This is a genomic window from Stenotrophomonas sp. C-A (assembly GCF_054030835.1).
The window spans coordinates 4,380,467-4,397,968 of record NZ_CM132916.1 but is presented as its reverse complement, the minus strand read 5'-3'; the positions used below and the strand labels follow the sequence as shown (position 1 = coordinate 4,397,968).

The 17,502-nt window shown below is 63.6% G+C and carries 18 protein-coding genes; 7 read left to right on the top strand and 11 right to left on the bottom strand.

Features of this window, described 5'->3' with window-relative positions; all coding sequences use genetic code 11:
* Positions 1–5: 5 nt before the first annotated feature.
* Complete coding sequence (locus ACW5IY_RS20435) at positions 6–1,511, bottom strand: YifB family Mg chelatase-like AAA ATPase (RefSeq protein WP_049435734.1); 1,506 nt, start codon at positions 1,509–1,511, stop codon at positions 6–8.
* 445 nt (positions 1,512–1,956) lie between these two features.
* Here ACW5IY_RS20435 and ACW5IY_RS20430 point away from each other — a divergent pair, with 445 nt between their 5' ends.
* On the top strand, positions 1,957–2,862 hold the full coding sequence (locus ACW5IY_RS20430) for an Abi family protein (RefSeq protein ID WP_049435733.1): 906 nt from the start codon (positions 1,957–1,959) through the stop codon (positions 2,860–2,862).
* 76 nt (positions 2,863–2,938) lie between these two features.
* Here ACW5IY_RS20430 and ACW5IY_RS20425 read toward each other — a convergent pair whose 3' ends face one another.
* Together ACW5IY_RS20425 and ACW5IY_RS20420 are read right to left on the bottom strand one after the other, a co-directional pair.
* Positions 2,939–3,427: a hypothetical protein gene (locus ACW5IY_RS20425; RefSeq protein ID WP_049435732.1), complete on the bottom strand. Its 489-nt coding sequence runs from the start codon at positions 3,425–3,427 to the stop codon at positions 2,939–2,941.
* A gap of 48 nt (positions 3,428–3,475) precedes the next feature.
* On the bottom strand, positions 3,476–3,832 hold the full coding sequence (locus tag ACW5IY_RS20420) for a hypothetical protein (RefSeq protein ID WP_019661554.1): 357 nt from the start codon (positions 3,830–3,832) through the stop codon (positions 3,476–3,478).
* A gap of 649 nt (positions 3,833–4,481) precedes the next feature.
* Here ACW5IY_RS20420 and ACW5IY_RS20415 point away from each other — a divergent pair.
* Positions 4,482–5,084 (top strand): DUF998 domain-containing protein, encoded by a 603-nt coding sequence (locus ACW5IY_RS20415; protein WP_049435731.1) that lies wholly within the window; start codon positions 4,482–4,484, stop codon positions 5,082–5,084.
* 55 nt (positions 5,085–5,139) lie between these two features.
* Positions 5,140–5,505, top strand: a complete 366-nt coding sequence (locus ACW5IY_RS20410) for a hypothetical protein (protein ID WP_049435835.1) — start codon at positions 5,140–5,142, stop codon at positions 5,503–5,505.
* 376 nt (positions 5,506–5,881) lie between these two features.
* Here ACW5IY_RS20410 and ACW5IY_RS20405 read toward each other — a convergent pair whose 3' ends face one another.
* The 3 genes from ACW5IY_RS20405 to ubiK all read right to left on the bottom strand — a co-directional run bounded on the left by ACW5IY_RS20405 (position 5,882) and on the right by ubiK (position 8,883).
* A complete protein-coding gene (locus ACW5IY_RS20405) occupies positions 5,882–7,444 on the bottom strand; it encodes a S1 family peptidase (protein ID WP_049435730.1) in 1,563 nt (520 codons plus the stop codon).
* A 630-nt stretch (positions 7,445–8,074) separates the two neighbouring features.
* Positions 8,075–8,509, bottom strand: coding sequence for an NAD(+)--rifampin ADP-ribosyltransferase (gene arr / locus ACW5IY_RS20400; RefSeq protein WP_049435729.1), 435 nt, complete (start codon positions 8,507–8,509; stop codon positions 8,075–8,077).
* 122 nt (positions 8,510–8,631) lie between these two features.
* Entirely contained in the window at positions 8,632–8,883 is a 252-nt protein-coding gene (gene ubiK, locus ACW5IY_RS20395; RefSeq protein ID WP_049435728.1) for a ubiquinone biosynthesis accessory factor UbiK, read from the bottom strand.
* Between the two features lie 136 nt (positions 8,884–9,019).
* Here ubiK and ACW5IY_RS20390 point away from each other — a divergent pair, with 136 nt between their 5' ends.
* Complete coding sequence (locus tag ACW5IY_RS20390) at positions 9,020–9,358, top strand: P-II family nitrogen regulator (protein WP_005411374.1); 339 nt, start codon at positions 9,020–9,022, stop codon at positions 9,356–9,358.
* A gap of 125 nt (positions 9,359–9,483) precedes the next feature.
* Here the strand turns inward: ACW5IY_RS20390 and ACW5IY_RS20385 are convergent, their stop codons facing one another.
* Complete coding sequence (locus tag ACW5IY_RS20385) at positions 9,484–10,143, bottom strand: RIO1 family regulatory kinase/ATPase domain-containing protein (protein WP_019661549.1); 660 nt, start codon at positions 10,141–10,143, stop codon at positions 9,484–9,486.
* A 435-nt stretch (positions 10,144–10,578) separates the two neighbouring features.
* Here ACW5IY_RS20385 and ACW5IY_RS20380 point away from each other — a divergent pair, with 435 nt between their 5' ends.
* Positions 10,579–11,484 carry an aspartyl/asparaginyl beta-hydroxylase domain-containing protein gene (locus ACW5IY_RS20380; RefSeq protein ID WP_049435834.1) on the top strand — a complete coding sequence of 302 codons (906 nt, stop codon included), beginning with the start codon at positions 10,579–10,581 and terminating at the stop codon, positions 11,482–11,484.
* Between the two features lie 172 nt (positions 11,485–11,656).
* Here ACW5IY_RS20380 and speE read toward each other — a convergent pair whose 3' ends face one another.
* Positions 11,657–12,508, bottom strand: coding sequence for a polyamine aminopropyltransferase (gene speE / locus ACW5IY_RS20375; protein ID WP_049435727.1), 852 nt, complete (start codon positions 12,506–12,508; stop codon positions 11,657–11,659).
* A 191-nt stretch (positions 12,509–12,699) separates the two neighbouring features.
* Between speE and speA the strand changes: the two genes are divergently transcribed.
* Complete coding sequence (gene speA / locus ACW5IY_RS20370) at positions 12,700–14,589, top strand: arginine decarboxylase (RefSeq protein WP_012512349.1); 1,890 nt, start codon at positions 12,700–12,702, stop codon at positions 14,587–14,589.
* A gap of 44 nt (positions 14,590–14,633) precedes the next feature.
* Positions 14,634–14,954 carry a DUF6122 family protein gene (locus tag ACW5IY_RS20365; protein ID WP_019661547.1) on the top strand — a complete coding sequence of 107 codons (321 nt, stop codon included), beginning with the start codon at positions 14,634–14,636 and terminating at the stop codon, positions 14,952–14,954.
* A 263-nt stretch (positions 14,955–15,217) separates the two neighbouring features.
* On the opposite strand, the gene ACW5IY_RS20360 is transcribed toward ACW5IY_RS20365, so the two are convergent.
* From ACW5IY_RS20360 to ACW5IY_RS20350, 3 genes are read right to left on the bottom strand one after another with little or no spacing between them, the layout of a single operon-like run.
* Positions 15,218–16,537 carry a sensor histidine kinase gene (locus ACW5IY_RS20360; RefSeq protein ID WP_049435833.1) on the bottom strand — a complete coding sequence of 440 codons (1,320 nt, stop codon included), beginning with the start codon at positions 16,535–16,537 and terminating at the stop codon, positions 15,218–15,220.
* The gene (locus ACW5IY_RS20355; RefSeq protein WP_049435726.1) at positions 16,534–17,193 is read right to left on the bottom strand and encodes a response regulator transcription factor; all 660 of its coding nucleotides are present in this window, start codon (positions 17,191–17,193) and stop codon (positions 16,534–16,536) included. The genes ACW5IY_RS20360 and ACW5IY_RS20355 overlap by 4 nt, the downstream gene beginning before the upstream one ends.
* Entirely contained in the window at positions 17,193–17,483 is a 291-nt protein-coding gene (locus ACW5IY_RS20350; protein WP_005411366.1) for a PepSY domain-containing protein, read from the bottom strand. Before ACW5IY_RS20350 ends, ACW5IY_RS20355 begins: the two co-directional genes overlap by 1 nt.
* Positions 17,484–17,502: the final 19 nt, after the last annotated feature.

The following is a 17,502-nucleotide window of genomic DNA, read 5'->3' as shown; positions in this document are numbered from 1 at the left end:
TTTCGTCATACCCCCGGCTTTCCCCGATCCAACTGCCGGTAGCCGATCGCCTCAGCCAGATGCGCGGTCTGGATACCCTCGCAACCCGCCAGATCAGCAATCGTGCGCGCGACCCGCAGAATCCGGTGCATGGCCCGCGCGGAAAGTTGGAGGCGTTCAATCGCCTGCTCCAGCAGATCCTGGTCGGCCTCACTCAGTTTCGTGCACGCACGCAGCACTGCCGGCGGCAGATGGGCATTCAGCCCACCACGTGCGTGCTGCCGGCCATGCGCGGCTTCCACCCGCTCACGTACCGATGCACTGGGCTCACCCAGCGGCGTGCTCTCCCGCAGCTCCACCGCGTCCATACGCGCCACGCTGATATGCAGATCGATGCGGTCCAGCAACGGGCCGGACACTCGCGCACGATAGCGGTTGATGCGCTCGTCGCTGCACAGGCAGCGATTGCTGCGGTCACCGGCCCAGCCGCACGGGCAGGGATTCATGGCCGCCACCAGCTGGAAGCGAGCGGGATACTGCACGCTGCGCGCCGCGCGGGCGATGCGGATGTGGCCGGACTCCAGTGGCTCGCGCAGGGTTTCCAGCGCGCTGCGGTTCCACTCTGGAAGCTCGTCGAGGAAAAGGACGCCATGATGAGCCAGCGAGATTTCGCCGGGGCAGGGTGGGTTGCCGCCCCCCACCAGCGCCGCCGCACTGGCACTGTGATGCGGCGCCCGAAAGGGCCGCTGCCGCCATCGTCTTGGGTCAAGCCCTTCGCCACTCACCGACGCAATCGCGGCAAGCTGCAGCGCCTCAGTCTCTTCGGTATCCGGCAACAGGCTGGGCAGGCGCGAGGCCAACAGAGTCTTGCCGCAGCCAGGACTACCGATCAACAACAGATGGTGCCCACCGGCAGCGGCCACTTCCAACGCGCGCCGTGCATGCGCCTGCCCGCGCACATCGGCCAGATCCGGCAGCGGCAACTGCGTCGTGTCCACGCGCTCCACGGGCGGCAACAGGCGCGGGTTGCCCAACCCGGCGCAGCACTCCAGCAGCGTGCGCGCCACACGCACATCCGCGTGCTCGGCCAACGCAGCCTCTGCGGCATTCCCTGGCGGCACCACCAGGATGCGCCCGGCTTCAGCGGCCGCGATCGCGGCCGGCAGTGCACCGGCCACCGGCCGCAGTTCGCCGGTCAGGCCAAGCTCGCCCAGAAACTCGTACTGCAGCAGCGACTGAGGATCGACCTGGCCGCTGGCCGCGAGAATGCCCAAGGCAATCGCCAGATCGTAACGCCCACCTTCCTTGGGCAAGTCAGCGGGCGCGAGGTTCAACGTGATGCGTCGCTGCGGGAAGTCGAAGCGCGCGCAGAGCAGGGCGGCCCGTACACGCTCGCGCGATTCGCGCACGCTGGTCTCGGCCAGGCCGACGATCTGGGTGACCGGCAGACCGCCAGAGAGATGCACTTCCACCCGCACCAGCGGGGCATCGACCCCGGCGCGGGCACGGCTGTGGACCAGCGCCAGGCTCATGTGTGGTTTCCTGCAGAGGGGCGCTTGATGGTGCGGCGGGCGGTCCGCGCGGGCTATCGGGAATTGCTGGTGAAGCGGCTAGGGGGATTCCGGCAGACCCTTGGAGTGTGCCTGCGTGCTTCGTAGCGGCCGGTGTCCACGATCGAGTGTCGGAACTTAACCGGTATGGCGTGGAACAATGCCGGGGGATGGGCTGTTGCCGATCGCCCGGACCGGTCTTTCACCTCGTTGGATCTGCGCCCGGGAGACTGCGGAAACTCAATAAAATTCTCCACAAAGTGCTTTTCGTACAGGCATTTACGATTCACCGGAACTACACAGATTTACTTGAAAGTAAGCAGAAGGGGCGCTAAAATTCATCCAACACACCCGCCAAGCCTCTGACGCGCTAGTTCGCGACATGCTCAAATTGGCGGGTTTTTTTTGCCTACTGATTGGAGTCAGGATGACTCGCTACCGCAAACCGCCCTTGTCGATTCAGGAGCAGTTGGATCTACTCCAGCAACGCGGGCTTGCCATTGGCGATGCCGCTAATGCCAATCGATATCTGCAGCGTGTCGGCTACTATCGTCTCATGGGCTATCTCTACACACAGCGTGTGCCCGGTAGCGACAACTTCTGCGATCAAGCGACACTCGAAGAAGCGATAAGCCTCTATGAGTTCGATAGAGGGCTTAGACAACTGGTGATGGAGGCCGTCGGCCATATCGAGGTAGCAACGCGGACCGTTCTCACGTACCACTTCGCGCATGCGAACGGCGCTTTCGGCCATCTGGAAGCGCGTAATCTGGCCTTCGCTGGGCAGGAGCATGCAGATTGGCTGGATGGCGTCGAGAGTGAAGTGACGCGCTCCAGGGAGACGTTCATTCGGCACTACCGGGACAAGTACACCGCACCGGCGTTTCCCAAAGTACCGGTTTGGATGGCAACGGAAGTCATGTCGCTGGGGTCGCTCTCCCGCCTCTACAAGGCGCTTCGCACCCGTGAGCAGAAGGCTGTTGCGGGAGAGATGGGCCTGGCAGCCCCCGTCTTCGCGAACTGGCTGCACGTCACCAGCGTGGCGCGAAACGTCGTTGCACACCACAGCAGGCTTTGGAACAAGGAGCTCGGTGTTTCGGCGGTTCGTCCTCGGTCGGCGGGATGGTCTGAACATGAGGCACCCTATGCACCGAACCGCTCCTTCTTTCTGTTGCTCCTGCTTCGCAAACTTCTTGAAGCGACAACCGCTGATTCCAAGGATTGGCGTGAACGTGTCGATGCCCACCTCGCGGCTGGCCTGACGAACGAAGTTCGAGTGAAAAGCCTCGGGGCTGCGGCAGGGTGGCAGGGGCACCGCCTGTGGCGCGGGTGAGACCAGGAGTCGCCTTGGCTGTCGAGAGAGCTTTCGGTGGCTTCGTGTTATGGACGGCCGGTCAGGGGGATTCTCGTCAATCGCGGTGCGGCGCCCCAGGTAGACACCGCTGGTCATCAGGCACCGACCTGTCAAGGCGCCCAAACCGCGCCTCAACCCACGAAGGCCCCGCACTTTCCACCAGCAACCTTCCCCGGCTCTGGTGCAGATCCAGCCAACGCTCGAAGCTGATGCGCAGACGCTCGATGTCCGGCGCCCGCCACCGCGCATCGGCAGGCATGCGGATCAGTACGCGGGAGGGCGCGTTCTCCACGTCCAGCACCAGAACGCCCTTGCAGCGGATCTCGAAGGACGTCACCCCGGCATAGCGCGTGTGCAGTTCAAAGCCTTCCTGCGCCTTCGCAGTGACGAAGCCCAGCGCATCACTGTGCAGCAACCGGTAATCGGCCGGTTGCAGCTTCTGGTAGGCCCACACCTGATCGCCCGCGGGCTCGGGCCATGCTGCCCATACTGCGCCGATCACCGCGATGCACGCCGCCACAGCGGCAAGACCGTACCGCTTCATTCGTCACCCCGCACATAGGTAGAAGGGCATGCGTTGCTGGCGGGGCGCTCAGTCCCTTGGCCGAACTCGCTCGTGGATGAAAGCGGTAAGTGCCAGGTCGGCCATCACCAGCCCCTCCATCACCCGGTCGCCCACGTACTGCTCGGGCTCGCCGTTCTGGCGCGTGCGTTCTGCGGCCAGCAGGATTTCCTGCACGATGCGCTGGCCGGTGAGCGCGCAGTCGGCGTCGGACAACTGCATCTGTCGGCTGCGCAGGTGATGCCGCTCGGGCCAGGGCTGTCCGTCGGCCGCAGCGCCCGCGCCGATGGCGTGCAGGATGGCGATGAGGCTGTTGGGGTCCAGGGCCGGGGCGGCCGAGGGCGCTTCCTGGATGGGGCGCGGGGGAGGGGAGTGCGGTGTGGTCATGGCTGGCTCCGTGCATGCAGGCGGAAGCCGCCACCGATAAAGGTGGCGGGCAGAGCGTGGCTCGAAAACCGGGCTACTAGGAAGAAACCGGCGGGCACGAGGCCCCCACGCCCCGCCCGCCATAGCCGGCAGACGGAATGCCAGCCGGCACCACGCAAGGTGATGCCGGCTGGCAAGTGCAAACAACATCCTAATAGCTCGGGTTTTCGAGGCCCGGCCACCCGTTTTCGGTGGCGATACCAGAGTTGCCTGACGTAGTTGGGAATGCCAAGGGGTAGGGGTCAATGCCGCCAAAACCCGAGACGCTTTTGGCATTGTCGCATAGCACCGGAAGCGGCGAGAGCCTTGGCGTGCTTGGCGCAGCGGCACTTCTGGAACGGAGTCGTCAGAAACTTCCGTCAGAGATGTAAAGCGCGGCAAATGCGACAGCACTCGCCCATCGGACATGTGTGATCGCTCATGCAACCAAACCGCTGCGACACCCGCTAGATGGTTTAAATGACTTCCTGCCTATTGAACCTACCGAGTGCCGCGCGCAATCTGACTACCGCTGTAGTCACTCAAGGCCATCCTGCCCGCAGCAGCAAGGTTCTGCAGCGTTTGAACGGATTCCCTCCACTGGCTCAGGCCAATACAAGGATCACTGCACGTGCAACGCCGCAGCCGACTGCTTCTCTGCGCGGGTCTGGTCCCGCTTCCGTGGTTCCTGTTCTGGACCAGTGTTGCCGCCGTGTTCGCGCCGGGCTACAACCCGCTAGCGCAGCACGCCAGCGAACTGCTGCAGGCGCCCACGCTTGCAAGCATCTGCGGCAGGATCGCCGCCATCGGCTCCGGTGTGGGCTTCGTGGCGTTCTCCATCGGGGTATGGCGGGATTCCGGCCGCCGGATTGCCGTAGGCGCGATCTGCTGGATGATCTTTGGCATCTCCATGCTGACCAACGGGCTCTGGCCCATGGGCCATCCGATGCACGGCTTCTACACCATCGGTATCGCAAACATCATTGCACCGGCGATGTCGCACATTGAATTGAGCGCGTGGTCTGCCAACCGAAGGGCGTACGCCGTGACCGCGTTGGTGAGCATCGCGAGCATCGTCTATCTCTGGTTGAACGTGGTGGGAGCGGATCCGGAAGGGTACCGGGGGCTGACCCAGCGCGTGTTCTCGTCGATCAACTCGCTGTGGCCATTCCTGGTTGCGCTGTACCTGCTGCGAAGGGGTTCAAGCGCGCTGAAGGCGGAGCCTGCGCATTGATGGATAGGCATGCAGTTGCATGGATGGCTGTTGAGCGCGTGGCTTTGAGATGGGGATGAAGATCTTTCGCCGTCAGCTGATCTACGTTCGAGTGCACCAGGACCACTTCATTGCGCGCGTGGTGGGTGGAGACAGGACCATCCGTCGTCAGTGTCATGCCCTTGGCAATCGCGCGGGCCCGATCAAGGACTTTTCGAGTATCCGGCCCCTGCTCAAGGCGATCTTCTCGGAACTCCTGCCTGGGTTCTCTCTCGTCAAGCCGTGGGGGATTCTGCACTTTGATCCGGTTGAGTACCCGGTCACGAAGGAAGAACTGGCCGGGTTCCAGAAGGCTGCCATGCGAAGTGGTGTGAGCTTCTGTTTTCTCTCCACGTGGGAGCAGCGGCATGAAGACAAGGATCTGTTGGAGATGTTCAAGTAGGGCCGGCCAACTGTTCATTTGCAGCCAAGCCGATTCGATGCTTGGCTCGATTTTCAGATTGCGAGCGCCAAGCCGCGGCTGGGGGCGGACATTGCTACTGGGTCCCTAATCAACTTCCTTGATGAGTTCTCTCACGACATGCAACAGCGCACCTGATCGCTCTGCAATCATGCGAGGAAGATCTGCGTGCAAGTTGAAGGTCGGCTAGCGGACCGGTTCGAACGCCTCGTTGAGGCGATCGAATCCCCGTTCTTGATCGTCAGCTGGCTACATCAACAGACTACGCTGCTGAGTATCATCACCATCCAGCTATCCAGCTATCCAGCTATCCAGCTATCCAGCTATCCAGCTATCCAGCTATCCAGTCATTCAGCCATCAGCGTGATGGTTTCGCCATTCTGGTCCCGATGCTGAGCCCCGGTTCTGGCTTCGCATTGATCCTGAGAGCATCAGGCAGACCCGAGCAGGTAACATCATGATCCACAGGTGTAGTGCTGATGCCGGAAGCATCGGTCAATGTGGTACGCAATCTGACCAGAGTAGGAGGAGGGGGTTGGGTGTTCCAGGCGCAGGTCCAGCTGTAGTTCAACGGCGTTGGCGCTTTCTCGTGAAACACCACTTCCCACTTTCCGCAGGGGGAGATTGGGCAGACAATAGTTTCAACCGTCAGTGTTATCGGGAACTTTGGGATGCCGCTGTAGTGCACGTCAATGGGGAGCGGGACATAGTAGTTTCCTTGTATGTCTGCAACTTCCGTCGTCTCGAAGGGCTCGGTCAGCACCGAGATCCCGAGACTCGAGATTCTCTCGATGGGCATGAAATAGAGATCATTCGGATACGGGCCAGTAGAGTCTCCGTGACCATGATTGATGCCCACGGCAATATCGCCGATGAATATAGGCCCACCGCTGTCTCCTGCGACTGACATCAAGGCACCGCTGTCACTTCGTACGCGGACATAGCTCCCCACTGTCCCGTTCCACTCCGTCTGGGCGTTCTTGTCCTGTATCGTCCCGCACATGTAGTGGCCGGCCGTGCCGCTCTTGCAAACGGCTGCATTGATCGGCAGCGTAGACGCGGCCCTCACGCTCTTTATCTCCTGTTTAGGGACAGGGCCGCCAATCAGAGTGATCTCATTCGGCTGCGCCTGTCTTGCTCCAGAAGCCGCCTCTTTGTTCCATTGAACGTCAAACCCCCCCGAGTTGAGCTCGCCCTGAAAGGTAAGATGGGTTCCCGAGCTAGTGATCAGGGCGTTGTCGCAGTGACCTGCGGTAACGATTCCAAGCTCAAGGTTCGCGTCTTTGACGTTGAACCCGGTGGTGCAGTTCTGCGAAACGCCTGGTATTACCGGATGGCCGTTGACGTGGCTGCCACCAAGAAGGGCGGTTGGGGTAATTCGACCTTGGACTTTTATAAGATTTATGAAATTGGTACTTCTGATTAGTTTGGCCAGGGCTGATGATGCCGCCTGTGGATCGTCCGTTAGAAGATTTACTTCCGACTTTCTGATGTCTATGCCGGTCTCGAAGTTGATCTTCCGTGCGCTTAGCTGCGCGGCAATCTCATCTTGAACCGCGAGCAAAAGCTCGAGAGACCGTGGCGCTTGCTCGGCGACGTAGATGGGGTCATTGGTGAATCGTGATAGCTGAGTTTCCGCATTCCCCGTGAACCGAACAACCACCCTGAACCTTGGTGAGTGCTGGATATAGAGCCCCGCGAAGGTATCGGGACTCTTTGACTCGATAACGCGTTCAAGCGTGCCTGCTTCAAGGGTGCGTGCCTGTCTTGCCTCTGCCTCCCGAGCGTCTACGCCATATGTCCTAGCATATGTGATGGTTTGGGCTGAAAGCCCTTCTTGGCCGTCTGCAGCCATGGCGGTTGGCGGCAGCGACGTGAGGAATGTGACGACTAGGACTCTATGCACAATTGATCGAATCATGATCCTTGTCCTTGAGTGGTGCCGGTTTTCAGGTCGAAGTTTGTCCCTTGACTTCTACTGCATTAGATGTTCATTGATTCCGCTGCATTCTGGTTCCTTCCATAAACCACAGTCGGCCGGTCATTGGCTCCAAACGGTTGGTTGCTCGGTGCTCGTTCGTATCCTTTCTGGAGTCAGATCGATAGCAGACGGACATTCTCAGTCGGGTTCGGAAACGTCAATAGGAGCATTTCCGGTAGTAATGTGGGCATTTACCTACGTGGCCATTGGGGCCATTGCAGGATGCTGTGTCCAGATAGCACAGCCAGATGTCACGTCCCGGAAGCGGGGCCTGTCCTTCGTCGATCGCGAAATAGCGAGCGCCTGACGTGACATTTTAGTGATGGCAGAGCGTGTCCACCCTTCGAGGGGAGGCCGCCGTCGATTGTCATGAGGGGATTTCAAGCAGCAGATGAGGGAACGCTATCGTGGGAAGCGCGTGCGTCTGCTTCTAGACGGAAGTGGAGGTTAAGTACGGCAGTGGGCCAAGGCGATTGCTGGTCGATGGAGATGCCCACTATCGAACGCGGATATAGTTCGAAAGCCTGCTCTATTGCTCTTCCGTCAGCCAAAGTAGGTACGTTCTCTTCATCAATTGATGATCTCCCCACTCCCCGAAGCAACAAACGCCCTCAACTGCCGAACGAACTCCGCGTCATACAGCTCCCACTCCACAATCTCCCCAACCACCCGCAACGGCTGCGCACTCCGATACGACCGCGTCGGGTTCCCGGGAAACTTCTTGTTGGTCACGTTCGGGTCGTCCTCGAACGGCCCGGTTGGCTCCACCACATACACGCGCGGCCGCCCTTCACCGCGAGCCATCTCCGCAGCCAGCCCGGCGCCCTTGGCAATCGTGGTGAAGTAGATGTGGTTCATCACCACGCTGTCGCGATAGTTGGAGCGGAAGCCCGCGCTCAGTAGCTCGCCCACCGCAATATCAGCGCGGGTGCCGTGATAGAACGGCCCGGCGATCTGGTCGCAGGTGTCATGCGAAACGGGTGTCCATTCGGTGTCCTGCGCCATCGGCACTGCCCCTGCGTGTCCTGCCGGATCGACAGGCCGGCGAGTCTAGGGCGCCGGCAGGGCCTTGCTGCAAGGCCCCATCCGGGAAATACTCTGTAGTGGGAGGCGCGATGCGCCTTTTTTCATTCTGCCTTGCTGCGGCTTTCCAGCTCGCGCACCGCTGTTTCCAGCGCATCCAGCTTCTCGCGGGTCTTCAACAACACCGCGCGCTGCACTTCGAACTCCTCGCGGGTGACCAGGTCGAGCTTGGCCAGGCCGGCCTGCAGCGCGCTCTTGAAGGTGGCCTGCAGTTCCTCACGCGATTCGCGCAGGCCCGGCGGCACCAGGTCGCTCAAGCGACGGGCAAGGTCATCCAGTTGGTTCAGGTCGATCATGGGAGTACTCCGTGGTGCGGGCGGGCCGTGCAGGCCACAAGGATACTGCTGGGCCGGTCGCCCGCACAGGCATGGGCTGTTTCGCACCGGGCGCGTTCAGGCGCTATCCTCCACGCCGGAAGACAGGAGATAGACGATGAAGATGGTCATGGCGGTGATCAAGCCGTTCAAGCTCGACGACGTGCGCGAAGCGCTGGCCGAGCGTGGGGTCACCGGCATCACGGTGACGGAAGTGAAGGGCTTTGGTCGCCAGAAGGGCCATACCGAGCTGTACCGTGGTGCGGAGTATGTGGTCGATTTCCTGCCGAAGGTGAAGCTGGAAGTGGCGGTGACCGATGACCAGGTTGAGGCCGTGGTTGAGGCCATCGTGAAGGCGGCGGGCACCGGCAAGATTGGCGACGGCAAGGTGTTCGTGTACGACCTGGGCAGCGTGGTGCGTATCCGCACCGGTGAGCTGGACGCGGACGCGTTGTAACCCGTTCGGCGGGATGTTGTAGAGCCGAGCCGATGCTCGGCTGCATTTCGCGCGATGCAGGAACAGCAGCCGAGCGCGGGCTCGGCTCTACAAAGAGCGGTAAAGCGGTCGAGCGAGCTCGACCCCTACCGGCGCTTGGCCCACTTGTAGAACCGCTTCCAGCCCTGGCGCACGGCAGCGACCCAGCCGGGGTCGGCCACCAGTGCGGCCTGCGCGGCACTCGGGGCCTGGCCGGTCATGCGCTGGCGGATCTTCAGCAGGTTCTTCATGTCGCTGCGGCGCATCTGCCGGCTGAGCGGGTTGCGGCGCAGCCAGCGCGGGGCGCGCCAGGCGGAGGTGAAGTCCAGCAGCACCGGCACGCCGCCGCTGACCACCACGTTGGTGCCATGCAGGTCGTTGTGGGTGATGCCGGCGGCATGCAAACGGCTGAGCGCGTGCTGCAGCTGCTCGAACACTTCATTGCCCACGGCCTGCGCGGTGCTCAGGGTCTGGCCGGGAATGAACTCCATGCCCAGTGCCAGGCCACCCAGGGTGCCAAGCAGCGCGGGGGCATGCTTCCAGCCGCCCAGGCGCTGCAGCATGCGGGCCTCACGGCGCACCATCAGCCGCGCGATCAGTGAAACGGGGGTGCCGCGGTAGCGGGAGTAGTCCTTGATGACCGCCTCGCGCCCGTCCAGGCAGGTGCGATAGACGTCGGGGGCCAGGAAGCGTTCGCCGCGCTTGAGCAGCAGCGGGGAGGCGGCGTCATTGCCGCAGGAGGAGGGGGGGAGAGCAGGAAGATACATGTCGGGGTCTCGGACGACCCGGTGGGTGGCGCAAAGCGTCAAGCGAACCGGTGTTACAGGGAGTTACTAAGTTTTCGTTAATTTTAGTACTCGCCAGTTCGCTATTCCACGATTTGTCGGAGAAATGTCGGGGCCGTGGCTGGAACAGTTCGTCACGCAGAATCGGACAATTCCGTCTCACTTATAAGGGTTGCCCTTCTGGATCAATGAGTTGGGCGCGATTCCAGCCCAGTCATCGGCGCCGCGCTGAACGCCACGCACGTCCGGCTTGACCCCGGCGCACGCCCTGCCGACCATAAGCTGTTAACCCGCGACATCGGCGGCCGCCCCCTCCGGCACGTCCCCGTCCCCTGCCGCGTTCCCAATCGGTGCTGGCCGCCAGGCCGTGCATCGCCCCGTTTCCCATTCCGGCTGCGGCTGGAGGAAAGTGTTTTGATCATCAAAATCGTCATTGCAGCGCTGTTCGTCGCCTGCGTGCTGTACATCCACTTCCGTGGCAAGGTTCGCGCGCGCTGGTCGCGCCAGCTGCTGGACCACTCCAGTTTCATGGCCCCGATCAACGTGGTCATGTACATGTTCTCGAAGGTGCCGACTACGCCGTTCCTGGACCCGGCCAAGGAGTTCCCGCAGCTGGAGCCGCTGCGCCAGAACTGGCAGATGATCCGCGACGAGGCGCTGGCGCTGCGCGATGCGCAGAAGATCGCCGCCTCCAGCACGTTCAACGATGCCGGCTTCAATTCGTTCTTCCGTCGTGGCTGGAAGCGCTTCTACCTGAAGTGGTATGGCCCGTCGCACCCGTCGGCGAAGGCGATGTGCCCGAAGACCACCGCGCTGCTGGAGTCGCTGCCGGACGTGCGTGCGGCGATGTTCGCGCAGCTGCCGTCGGGCAGCGAACTGCGCCCGCACCGCGATCCGTTCGCCGGTTCGCTGCGCCTGCACCTGGGCCTGGCCACGCCGAACAACGACGGCTGCTACATCGAAGTGGACGGCATCAAGAAGAGCTGGCGCGATGGCGAGTGGATGATGTTCGACGAGACCTACATCCACCACGCGCACAACGAGACGCCCGATGACCGCGTGATCCTGTTCTGCGACATCGCCCGCCCGCTGCGCTTCGGCCTGCCGAGCCTGTTCAATCGTGCGGTGGCGGCCACGCTGCTGGCCGGCGGTGCCTCGCCGAACCTGCCGGGTGACCCGACCGGTGGCGTCAACAAGGCGTTTGGCAGTGTCTACAAGGTGCGCCTGAAGGCCAAGGCACTGCGCGAGCGCAGCGTGGTGGCCTACCAGGTGATCAAGTGGGGCCTGGTGGTGGCGGTGATTGCCGGTATCTGGGCGCTCTGAGCGAACCGCCGCCGGGTCGTGCGCGGGGGATGTTGTAGAGCCGAGCCCATGCTCGGCTGCTTCTGCGCGAAATGCAGCCGAGCATGGGCTCGGCTCTACAGAAAGCAAAAACCCGCGCTGTCGCCAGCGCGGGTTTTTCATTGGGTGGGTGCCGACCGTTGGTCGGCACGCCTTACTTCAGTGCCGCCTGCACAAATGGCGGGGTCACCAGCACGCCGGTGTGCAGCGCGGCGGTGTAGTACAGGGTGTTGAAGGTCTTGGCGGCCGAGTCGGCCTGGCGGAAGTCGAAGCTGCTGTCGCCCTTGCGCGCCATGGTCACGCTCCACCAGCCGGTGGGGTAGCACGGCTGCGGGAACGGCAGGGTCTTGAACGAACCGAAGCCGGCCTTGCCCATCTCGGTGCGCATTTCGTTGATCAGCTCCAGCTGCATCAGCGGCGACTCGGACTGCTGCACCAGGATGCCGTCGTCCTTCAGGGCCTTGAAGCAGCTCTCGTAGAAGGCCTTGTTGAACAGGCCTTCGCCGGGGCCGACCGGGTCGGTCGAATCGACGATCACCACGTCCACGCTGCCGGCCGGGCAGTTGGCCATGTAGGCCACGCCGTCGTCGAACAGCAGTTCGGCGCGGGCGTCGTCGTTGGAGTCGCACAGTTCCGGGAAGTGCTTGCGCGCCATCACGGTGACCTGCTCGTCGATATCGCACTGGGTCACGCTCTCCACGCCGGTGTGCTTGAGCACTTCGCGCAGGGTGCCGCAGTCGCCGCCACCGATGATCACCACGCGCTTGGGCGCGGCGTGGGTGAACAGCACCGGGTGGCTGATCATCTCGTGGTAGAAGAAGTTGTCCTTGCTGGTCAGCATGATGGCCCCGTCGATGGTCATCAGGTTGCCCCAGTCGGTGGTCTGGAAGATCTCGATCTTCTGGAACGGCGACTGCACCTTGTCCAGCTTGCCGGTGATGCGGTAGCCGATGGCCGAGCCGGTGCGCTCGAAGTGTTCGATGTACCAGTTGTTGCTGTCAGTCATTGGAAAACAGTCCTGTTCGGAGGGGTGGAGCCGGGCTGGCGGGCGGGGCCGCGTGGCACAGATGCCACATCCGGACGGATCGGCCCGTTCAGGTTGAAACCTGTCACGGGCGCGGGCGCGCATGATAACGAACCTGTGGGCATATAGGCGTTATCATGCCCCCCCTTTTATTGCCAACAAGGCCGACTGAAATGACCGATTGGTCCCTCGACCAAGCCCGCAAGACCTACTCGATCCCGCATTGGGCGGACGGTTACTTCGACGTGGATCAGGCCGGGCACATGGTGGTGAGACCGACCGGGGCGGACGGCCCGGTGGTGTCGCTGCCCAAGGTGGTCGACGCTGCGCGCGCGGCGGGCGCCAAGCTGCCGCTGCTGGTGCGCTTCCCGGACATCCTCGGCCAGCGCCTGGGCAAGCTGCAGGCGGCCTTCGGCCAGGCCCAGCAGGACTGGGAATACAGCGGCGGCTACACCGCCGTGTACCCGATCAAGGTCAACCAGACCCGCGGCGTGGCCGGTACCCTGGCCAGCCACCACGGCGAAGGCTTCGGCCTGGAAGCGGGCAGCAAGCCGGAGCTGATGGCCGTGCTGGCACTGTCGCGCCCGGGTGGCCTGATCGTCTGCAATGGCTACAAGGACCGCGAGTACATCCGCCTGGCCCTGATCGGCCGCAAGCTGGGCCTGCAGACCTTCATCGTCATCGAGAAGCCGTCCGAGCTGAAGCTGGTGCTGGAAGAGTCCAAGGCGCTGGACGTGAAGCCGGGCCTGGGCGTGCGCATGCGCCTGGCCTCGCTGGGCGCCGGCAAGTGGCAGAACAGCGGTGGCGACAAGGCCAAGTTCGGCCTGTCGCCGCGCCAGCTGCTGGACCTGTGGAAGTCGCTGCGTGACACCGAGTACGCCGACTGCCTGAACCTGCTGCACTTCCATATGGGCTCGCAGATCTCCAACGTGCGCGACATCGCCAACGGCATGCGCGAAGCCACCCGCTACTTCGTGGAGCTGTCGCGCCTGGGCGCGAAGATCACCCACGTCGACGTGGGCGGTGGCCTGGGCGTGGATTACGAAGGCACCCGTTCGCGCAGCTTCTGCTCGATCAACTACGGCCTGCATTCCTACGCCAGCAACATTGTGCAGCCGCTGGCCAATGCCTGCGAAGAGTTCGGCCTGACCCCGCCGCGCATCGTGACCGAGTGCGGCCGCGCGATGACCGCGCACCACGCGGTGCTGATCGCCAACGTGTCGGAAGTGGAAGAGGCGCAGGAAGGCCGCGTGCCGGACCAGCACGACGACGAGCCGGCGGCGATCCGCCACCTGCGCGAGATCCACGACGAACTGGACGTGCGCCCGGCGGTGGAGCTGTTCCAGGAAGCGCAGCATTTCCATGCCGAAGGCCTGGCCAGCTACGCGCTGGGCCAGATCGACCTGCCGCAGCGTGCGCGCATCGACGATCTGTTCTACGCCATTGCCCACGGCGTGCGCGCGCGCCTGAGCTACGACGAGAAGAGCCATCGCCCGGTGCTGGACGAACTGAACGAGCGCCTGGTCGACAAGTACTTCGTCAACTTCAGCGTGTTCGAATCGATCCCGGACGTGTGGGCGATTGACCAGGTGTTCCCGATCGTGCCGATCGAGCGCCTGGACGAGACCCCGGACCGTCGCGGCATCATCGCCGACATGACCTGCGACTCGGACGGCATGGTGGAAACCTATGTCGAGAACGAGAGCCTGGACAGCTCGCTGCCGCTGCACAAGATGAAGCCCGGTGAGAGCTACCGCATCGGCTTCTTCATGGTGGGCGCCTACCAGGAAATCCTGGGTGACATCCATAACCTGTTCGGCGACACCGACGCGGTGGAAGTGCTGGCCGATGCCGATGGCTATGCCATCACCCAGCAGCGCCGTGGCGATACCACCGATGTGATGCTGGATTACGTGGGTTACCGCCTGGACGAACTGCGTGCGACCTATGCGCAGCGCGTGGCCGAGGCGCAGCTGTCGCCGGAACGCGCACAGGAGCTGTCGGAGGCGCTGGAAGCTGGCCTGACCGGTTACACCTACCTGTCCGACGAACCGCTGGTCTGAGGTAAACGGGAACGCCGGGCATAGGCCCGGCGCTACCGGTCCCGATGAGCGCGCGCGCGATCTTCCACCTGTTCCTGCATGCCGCCGTGCCAGCGTTGCTGGCATGGCTGTTCTGGCGTAAGCGCTTTGCCTCGGCGTGGCTGCTGATGCTGCTGGGCTGGATCATCGATCTGGATCACCTGCTGGCCGATCCGATCTACGCGCCGAACCGCTGCAGCATCGGTTTCCACCCGCTGCACACCGCACCGGCCATCGCGGTCTATGCAGGGCTGTGCGTGCCGAAGAGAACGCGGTTGTTCGGCATCGGTTTGATCATCCACATCGTGCTGGACGCGATTGACTGCTGGTGGATGCACCACCGTTGATGCTTGATCGATGCTCTTGATGCGTGTCGACCAAGGTCGACACCTACCGGGTGCACGATGGCCGACGGAACCGATGCACTGCTTTGGTAGATGCCGACCTTGGTCGGCGCTTTTGATGCGTGTCGGCCAAGGTCGACACCGGGTGCACGATAGTCGGCGGAACCGATGCACTGCTTTGGTAGATGCCGACCTTGGTCGGCGCTTTTGGTGCATGTCGACCAAGGTCGACACCTACCGGAAGCGCGTGAACCGGTAGCGGTGCGTCACCCCAGCGGCAACCACACCGTCGCACGCAGTCCGGGCTGCGCATTTTCCAGCGCCAAACGCCCGCCATAACTGGCGGCGATATCGCCCACGATTGCCAGGCCCAGCCCGCTGCTGCCCTCGCGCTCATCCAGCCGCACACCGCGCTGGGTTACCCGTTCCAGGGCGTCTGCAGCCAGGCCAGGTCCGTCGTCACGTACTTCGATGCGCAACTGGCCTTCGTCGGCCTCCGCGCTGACGTGGACCTGCTGTTGCGCCCACCGCCCGGCGTTGTCCAGCAGGTTGCCCAGCATCTCTTCCAGATCCGCACTGGCACCGGCGAACTGCAGCACCGGATCGATACCCACCGCCGTGAACGCAATGCCGCGTTCGCCATGCACGCGTGCCATCAACCGGCATAGCGCTTGCGCGACAGTGGCCACGTCGGTGCGCTGGCGATGGTCTGCGGCCAACCCTGCAGCCAGGTAGCGGTCGACGCTGGCCTGCATGCGCGCACTTTGTTCGCGCACAGTGGCACGCCAATGCGTACCGTCGCCGTCGGCCTCGGTGGCCAGCACGCTCAATGGGGTCTTCAGCGCATGCGCTAGGTCCTGTGCACTGGTGCGTGCCCGCGCGACCATGCGTTGCTGGTGCTCCAGCAGTGCGTTGAGTTCTTCACCCAGGGGCGCGACCTCCGCGCCCAAACCGCGCGTCTCGATGCGCTGCGCATCACCGCGCCGCACCCGTTCCAGCTGTGCACCGAGGCGGTGTAGCGGACGCAGGCCGAAGTGCACCTGGCTGGCCAGCACCGCCAGCCACGCTACGACCAGCACACCCAACGCGATGGCGGTGCGCTGCCGGAACGCGGCAACATCGGCATCCAGCGCGCTGCGGTCGGTGGCAACCACCGCCACGAACGGTTCACTGGCGCGCGGCAGGCGCACCTGCTGCACGCGTGCGCGCAGCGATTGCTGCAACGGACCGGTCAGGTTGCGCGTGGCCGGACCGGTGACCGCAGCGGGAAGCGTTTCATCCCACAGCGAACGCGACTGCAGCAGCACGCGGCCATCGGCACCGGCGATCTGCCAGTACGCACCGGAGAACACGCGCTGGAAGCGCGCATCGTTCGGTTCCTGGCGCAGCTGCAGCTGGTGGTCGGGGGTGACTTCCATCTGCGCGACCAGGGTCAGCATGTCCTGCTGCAGTTCGTGGTCCAGCCGATCACGCGCGCTGCGCTTGAACAGTTCGCCCAGCAATGCACTGGCCAGCAGCGAGACCAGCAGCAGGCCAACGCCGCCGGCCAGCAGCAGCCGCCGCCGCAGCGAGGGCTGGCGCGTCACGGTGCCGCCAGCCGCCAACCCTGGCCGCGCACGGTCTGGATCAGATCGATGCCGAGCTTGCGGCGCACGCGCCCCAGCAGCACATCCAGCGCGTTGGAGTCGGGATCCAACCCGCCCTCGAACACCTGTTCGCCCAAGCGGTCGCGGCCGATCACCTGGCCGCTGTGGTGGATGAAGTAACTGAGCAGGCGGAACTCCTGCGGGCTTAGTGCCAGCGGCTGTCCGTCCAGTTCGAAGCGGCCGGCGTTGACGTCCAGCTGCAGCGGCCCGCAGTGCAGGCGCGGGCTGGCATGGCCATGGCTGCGGCGGATCAGGGCGCGCAGGCGCAGCACCAGTTCGTCGGCCTGGAACGGCTTGGTCAGGTAGTCATCGGCGCCGGCATCGAAGCCGGCCAGCTTGTCGTGCCAGCGCCCGCGTGCGGTCAGCACCAGCACCGGAAAGCTGCGGCCATTGCCGCGCCAGCGCTCAATCACGCTCAATCCGTCCAGGCCGGGCAGGCCGAGGTCAACGATGGCCGCCTGCAGGTCCTCGATCTGGCCGATCTCCTCGGCCTGGCGGCCATCGGCAACCACGTGCACCACGTAGCCGGCCTGTTCCAGCAGGGGCACCAGGCGCTGTGCCAGTGCGGCATCATCTTCGGCCAACAGGATGCGCATCAGTCGTCGAGCTCCGTCTTCAGCAGCTTTCCGCTGCGCGCATCATAGTCCAGCTCTACCACTACGCCGTCGCCGCGCAGGATCTCCACTTCGTAGACGCCATCGTCCAGCTCCACTTCCAGCAGTTGCCCCGGAAAGCGCTTGAGCGCATCGCGCACCACGCTTTCCAATGGCACGTAGCGGCCCTGCTGCACCGCGCGGCGCGCGACCTGCTGCGCCGGGTCCTGAGCGGGCGCGGCGGCGGTCGGGGCGCTGGCCAGGGCCAGCAGCAGGGGCAGGGTGGAGAGCATCGGGGCGCAGGGAGGGCTG